The following is a 5,232-nucleotide window of genomic DNA, read 5'->3' on the forward strand; positions in this document are numbered from 1 at the left end:
CGCCCACCGGGTGGTCTTCATTCACACCATTGGTGAACTTGATGTTGCGATCGGCAAACTGCGCCATGGCGCTCGATGCCACCAAGAAAGTGCCCGCGATCAGGGTCACCAAATTTCTGCGTTTCAACATGACTGTCTCCTTTAAGAAAAAACACACAGGGTTAAGAAATCATCTCAGCATCCATTTCATCGGCTCGATGACGATGGACGGAAAAGCAATCAACAAGGCCAGCACACAGAGCTGCGCCAACAAGAAGGGCAAGACCCCCTTGAAAGCGGTGTCCATGTTGATCTTGGCCACACCACACACCACGTTGAGCACGGTGCCCACGGGCGGCGTGATCAAACCAATCGCGTTGTTCATGATGAACAGCACGCCAAAGTAGACCGGGTCAATGCCCGCCTTGATGACCAAGGGCATCAGCACTGGCGTCAAGATCAGCACCGTGGGTGTGAAATCCAGTGCCGTACCCACCACCACCACCAAGAGCATCAGCACGACCATCAGCAAGGTCTTGTTGCCCATCAGCGGCTCCATCATGCGGGCGACTTCGGCCGGGATGTTGGCCACGGTGATGAGCCAGGCGCTGACCATGGCCGCCGCCACCAAAAACATGATGACCGCCGTGGTCTTGCCTGCCGTCAAAATCAAACCATAGAGCTTGGACCACTGCAGTTCTCGGTACACAAACGCACCCACCACAAAACTGTAAACAGCCGCCACTACTGCCGCTTCGGTCGGGGTGAACACGCCAAACTTCATGCCGCCAATGATGAAAATGGGCAAGCCCAGAGCCAAAATGCCCTCACGGGTGGCATGCAATTTCTCGGTCAGCTTCATTCGAGGGCCCGGCTGGACGTTTTCACGCCTGGCCACCCACCACCAAGTCAAACCAATCGCGACACCCATCAAGAGGCCCGGCACAATGCCGGCCAAGAACAATTTGGTGATGGACACATTGGCCGCCACCCCAAAAATAATGAACCCGATGGACGGCGGAATCACGGGCGCGATGATGCCGCCAGAAGCGATCAAACCCGCCGATCGGCCCACGTTGTAGCCCGCCCGCTTCATCATCGGGATCAGCAAAGCCGCGAGCGCCGCCGTGTCGGCAACGGCCGAACCAGACAGCGAGGCCATGATGACGGCCGCCATCACAGCCACATAACCCAGCCCCCCCCTGAAATGACCAACCCAGGCCATGGCCAGGTTCACGATGCGGCGACTCAGGCCGCCAGCATTCATGAACTCGCCCGCCAAGAGGAAAAACGGTACAGCAAGCAAAGGGAAGTTGTCAGCGCCATCGACAAAACGCTGCGCCAAAATTTGGCTGTCAAAGGCATTGATCATGCCGTTGCTGGCCATGTAGGCCATCAGACTCAAACCACACACCAGCAAGGCATAAGCGATGGGCATGCCCAATGCCATGGCGCCCAACAAGCTGAACACAAAAACAGCGATGGTCATGCGCGGCCTCGCACTTCCGGCACCATGGCCTCGGAGGTCACGCCTTTGTGCTGAAGTTCTTCCAGCACGACGGTGTCCTCAGACTCCACCACCATCACCAAGTCCTCTTCTTTGAGGCGACCGGTCAGCAGTAAACGCAATTGGTTGAGGTTCATGACGGCCATGACACTGGCGGTGACATAGCCGATGCCATAAATCCAGATCATGGAAATGCCGACGACGACCGAGATGTTGGTCACCTGCAGGTCATGCATTTTCCAAGTGCCCCAAAAAAACAGCACATTGCAACCGAGCATCATCACTTCGCTCAAGAAAAAACACCATTTTTTACCGCCCAAGGACAAACGGCGCACCAGCGTATCCACACCCAAGTGGCCTTTTTCGCGCATGGCCACCATCGCCCCAAGGTAGGTCAACCAGATGAAGCAGTAGCGCGACATCTCGTCCGAGATGGAAATGCCCGAATTGAAACCGTAGCGCAGCACCACATTGCCAAACACCATGACCACCATGGCCACAAGACAGACCACCACCAGAAACTCCAGCAGCTTGAAGAAAAGATCAATGATTTTGTGCAAGCGCAGCCCCTGATTTTGGAATGTTCATTTTGACCATGGTTTTGGAAAGTGTTTTGGGCTTGACTTGGGTCTTGATCGGTGTGGCCATACCCGAAACGACTGGCAGTTTTTTGCGGGATGACAAGACAAGATCGATGTCGTCTTTGGCCCCCTCGATCAAGACCATGATGGCGCGTTCGGCTATGACCGGTTCGCGAGCGATCACGGCGTTGAGCACGGCACGGTGCAGTGGTAGAGAATTTTTAGGGCCATCCTTGATGCGCGTTGAAATTTCAAAACTGGTGCGCAGCAAAGAATTGAGGGCTTTGCTCATTTGCACCAGCATTCGGTTGTGGGAGGCCTGCAACAAACCTTGGTGAAAACGCATGTCGTATGTGACGTAATCTCCACCCTCTTCCACCGCTTTTTTCATCCCCGCATAAGCAGCTTCGATCTGGACAATGTCTTCGGGTGTAGCCCGCTCGGCCGCCAAGCGCACAGCAGCAGGCTCGACCACACGGCGAAGCTCTTGCAGGTCTTTCAAAAATTCCGGGGTCAGACCGCATTGCGCTTGCCAGGCCACCACATCGGGGTCAAACCAGTTCCAGTCTGCATCGGGCAAAACACGCGTCCCCACTTTGGGACCCGTGAACAGCAAACCTTTGGCCACCAAGGACTTGATGACTTCGCGCACGACAGTTCTGCTCACGCCGAACGCTTCGCACAACAGCGGCTCTGGCGGCAAACTGGCGCCCACCGCATAGCGGCCTGACAAGATGGCGTGTCCCAGCAAATCGAGGGTGTGACCGTGTGCGTTTTTGACCATGATCAGCAAATTATTGATTCCCAATCATATGATGAATAAAGAATTTGAAACCTGCGGAAAACCCTGAAGATCGTCCCTATCGCGAAGCGATTCAGGCCGGACTCAGGGTTTTCATGGTGGCAAAACCACTTCATTCATCATACGATTGAAGTTATTTTTCAACCCCCCATTCAGACAAACCCCATGGCCTCCAATCCTCGCAAAAAACCCGAAGAACTCCGCAGCCAGCAATGGTTTGGCCGCCAAGACCGCGACGGCTTTGCTTACCGCAGCTGGGTCAAGGGCAAGGGCGTGCCACACGACCAGTTTGACGGTCGCCCCGTCATTGGCATTTGCAACACCTTCAGCGAACTCACGCCCTGTAATTCGCACTTCCGCACCCTGGCCGAACAGGTCAAGATCGGGGTGTACGAAGCAGGTGGTTTCCCGCTTGAGTTTCCCGTGATGTCTTTGGGCGAAACGCTGCTGCGCCCCACCGCCATGCTGTACCGCAACCTGGCCAGCATGGATGTGGAGGAAAGCATCCGTGGCAACCCGATCGACGGCGTGGTGCTCCTCATGGGCTGCGACAAGACCACTCCCAGCTTGTTGATGGGCGCTTCCAGCGTGGGCTTGCCCACCATTGGCGTCTCGGGTGGCCCGATGTTGAACGGCAAATGGCGCGGCCAGGAACTGGGCTCAGGGACCGGTGTGTGGAGCATGAGCGAACAAGTCCGAGCAGGCACGCTCAAGCTGACCGACTTTTTTGAAGCCGAGAGCTGCATGCACAGAAGCCACGGTCATTGCATGACCATGGGCACCGCCAGCACCATGGCCAGCATGGTGGAAGCCTTGGGCATTGGCCTGCCGGGCAACGCCGCCTACCCGGCTGTGGACGGCCGTCGCAATGTGCTGGCCCGCGAAGCTGGACGGCGCATTGTCGAGATGGTGCACACCGACCAGACCATCAGCCAAGTGCTCACACGCGAAGCCTTTGAAAACGCCATCCGCACGCTGGCCGCCATTGGCGGCTCGACCAACGCGGTGATCCACCTGATCGCGATCGCTGGCCGCCTGGGTCTGAAACTGACCGTGGACGACTTTGAACGCCTGGGCAGCGAACTGCCCTGCCTCTTGAACCTGCAGCCCTCGGGCGAGCACCTGATGGAAGACTTCTGCTACGCCGGGGGTCTGCCTGTCGTGATGAAGGAGATCGAGCACTTGCTGCACAAAGACATCGTGACCGTCAGCGGCAAGACCGTGAGCGAAAACATCGCGAGCGCCGTGAATTACGACCCACGCGTGATCAAAAAATTCGACGCACCCTTCAAAGAAAAAGCGGGCATCGCCATCTTGCGCGGCAACTTGGCCCCGCGTGGTGCGGTCATCAAACCCAGCGCGGCCACCCCGGCCCTGATGGTGCACACCGGGCGCGCCGTGGTGTTTGAAGACAGCCACGACTTCCACCGACGCATCGACGACGAGAGTCTGGACGTCGATGAAAACTGCATTTTGGTGCTCAAAAACTGCGGGCCCAAGGGCTACCCCGGCATGGCCGAAGTGGGCAACATGCCGCTGCCACCCAAGGTGCTGCGCAAAGGCATCACCGACATGGTGCGGATCAGCGACGCCCGCATGAGCGGCACGGCTTACGGCACCGTGGTGCTGCACACCACACCCGAAGCGGCAGCCGGAGGCCCGTTGGCGGTGGTGCAGAACGGCGACATGATTGAACTGAATGTGCCCGAACGCAAACTGCAACTGCTCATCAGCGACGAGGAGCTTGCACGCCGCCTGGCCTTGTGGGAAAAGCCCGCACCGGCCATGAACTCGGGCTACTGGAAGCTCTACATTGACCATGTGTTGCAAGCCGACGAAGGCGCGGACATGGACTTTCTGGTCGGCCAGCGCGGCGCGGCCGTGCCCAAAGACAACCACTGAACCAAGGAATAAACATGCGGATTTTGATCACCGGCGGTGCCGGATTTTTGGGCGCTCGGCTGGCCCGCGAGATTTTGAAAAAAGGCCAACTCAGCGGCCAGACCGTCCATGAAGTGGTCATTGCCGACCTCTTTCCAGCCCCCGCCGACTTGCTGGCCGACCCGAGGGTCAAGGGCCATGCCGGCCCCATGCTGGAACAAGGTGACTTGTTCACAAGTGGCTTTGACGGCGTTTTCCATTTGGCATCGGCCGTCTCCGGGGAGTGCGAGCTCGACTTCGACCTGGGTCTGCGTTCCAACGTCGACAGTTCGCGTTTGCTGCTGGACAGCATCCGCGTGTCCACCGAGCGATTGGGCAAAGCCCCGCGCCTGGTGTTTGCCAGCTCTGTGGCGGTATTTGGCCCGGACGCGGCCAATCCCATGCCTGCGCTGGTGGCCGACACCACCTTGCCGACGCCGCAA

Annotated in this window: 5 protein-coding genes; 2 read left to right on the plus strand and 3 right to left on the minus strand. The window is 57.9% G+C overall.

Features of this window, described 5'->3' with window-relative positions; all coding sequences use genetic code 11:
- Nucleotides 1–169: 169 nt before the first annotated feature.
- Genes Q0O19_RS13740 through Q0O19_RS13750 form a run of 3 tightly spaced genes read right to left on the minus strand, consistent with a single transcriptional unit; the run spans nt 170 to nt 2,851 of the window.
- Nucleotides 170–1,468 (minus strand): TRAP transporter large permease subunit, encoded by a 1,299-nt coding sequence (locus Q0O19_RS13740; protein ID WP_295523895.1) that lies wholly within the window; start codon nt 1,466–1,468, stop codon nt 170–172.
- Entirely contained in the window at nt 1,465–2,046 is a 582-nt protein-coding gene (locus tag Q0O19_RS13745) for a TRAP transporter small permease (RefSeq protein WP_295523897.1), read from the minus strand. Before Q0O19_RS13745 ends, Q0O19_RS13740 begins: the two co-directional genes overlap by 4 nt.
- Nucleotides 2,030–2,851 (minus strand): FadR/GntR family transcriptional regulator, encoded by an 822-nt coding sequence (locus Q0O19_RS13750; RefSeq protein ID WP_295523903.1) that lies wholly within the window; start codon nt 2,849–2,851, stop codon nt 2,030–2,032. The genes Q0O19_RS13745 and Q0O19_RS13750 overlap by 17 nt, the downstream gene beginning before the upstream one ends.
- A 183-nt stretch (nt 2,852–3,034) precedes the next feature.
- Here Q0O19_RS13750 and Q0O19_RS13755 point away from each other — a divergent pair, with 183 nt between their 5' ends.
- Nucleotides 3,035–4,771, plus strand: coding sequence for an IlvD/Edd family dehydratase (locus tag Q0O19_RS13755; RefSeq protein WP_295523899.1), 1,737 nt, complete (start codon nt 3,035–3,037; stop codon nt 4,769–4,771).
- Nucleotides 4,772–4,785: 14 nt separating this feature from the next.
- On the plus strand, nt 4,786–5,232 hold a 447-nt coding region (locus Q0O19_RS13760; RefSeq protein WP_295523901.1), incomplete at its 3' end, for an NAD-dependent epimerase/dehydratase family protein.

This window comes from Limnohabitans sp. Rim8 (genome assembly GCF_945869175.1).
Taxonomy (GTDB): Bacteria; Pseudomonadota; Gammaproteobacteria; order Burkholderiales; family Burkholderiaceae_C; genus Limnohabitans_A.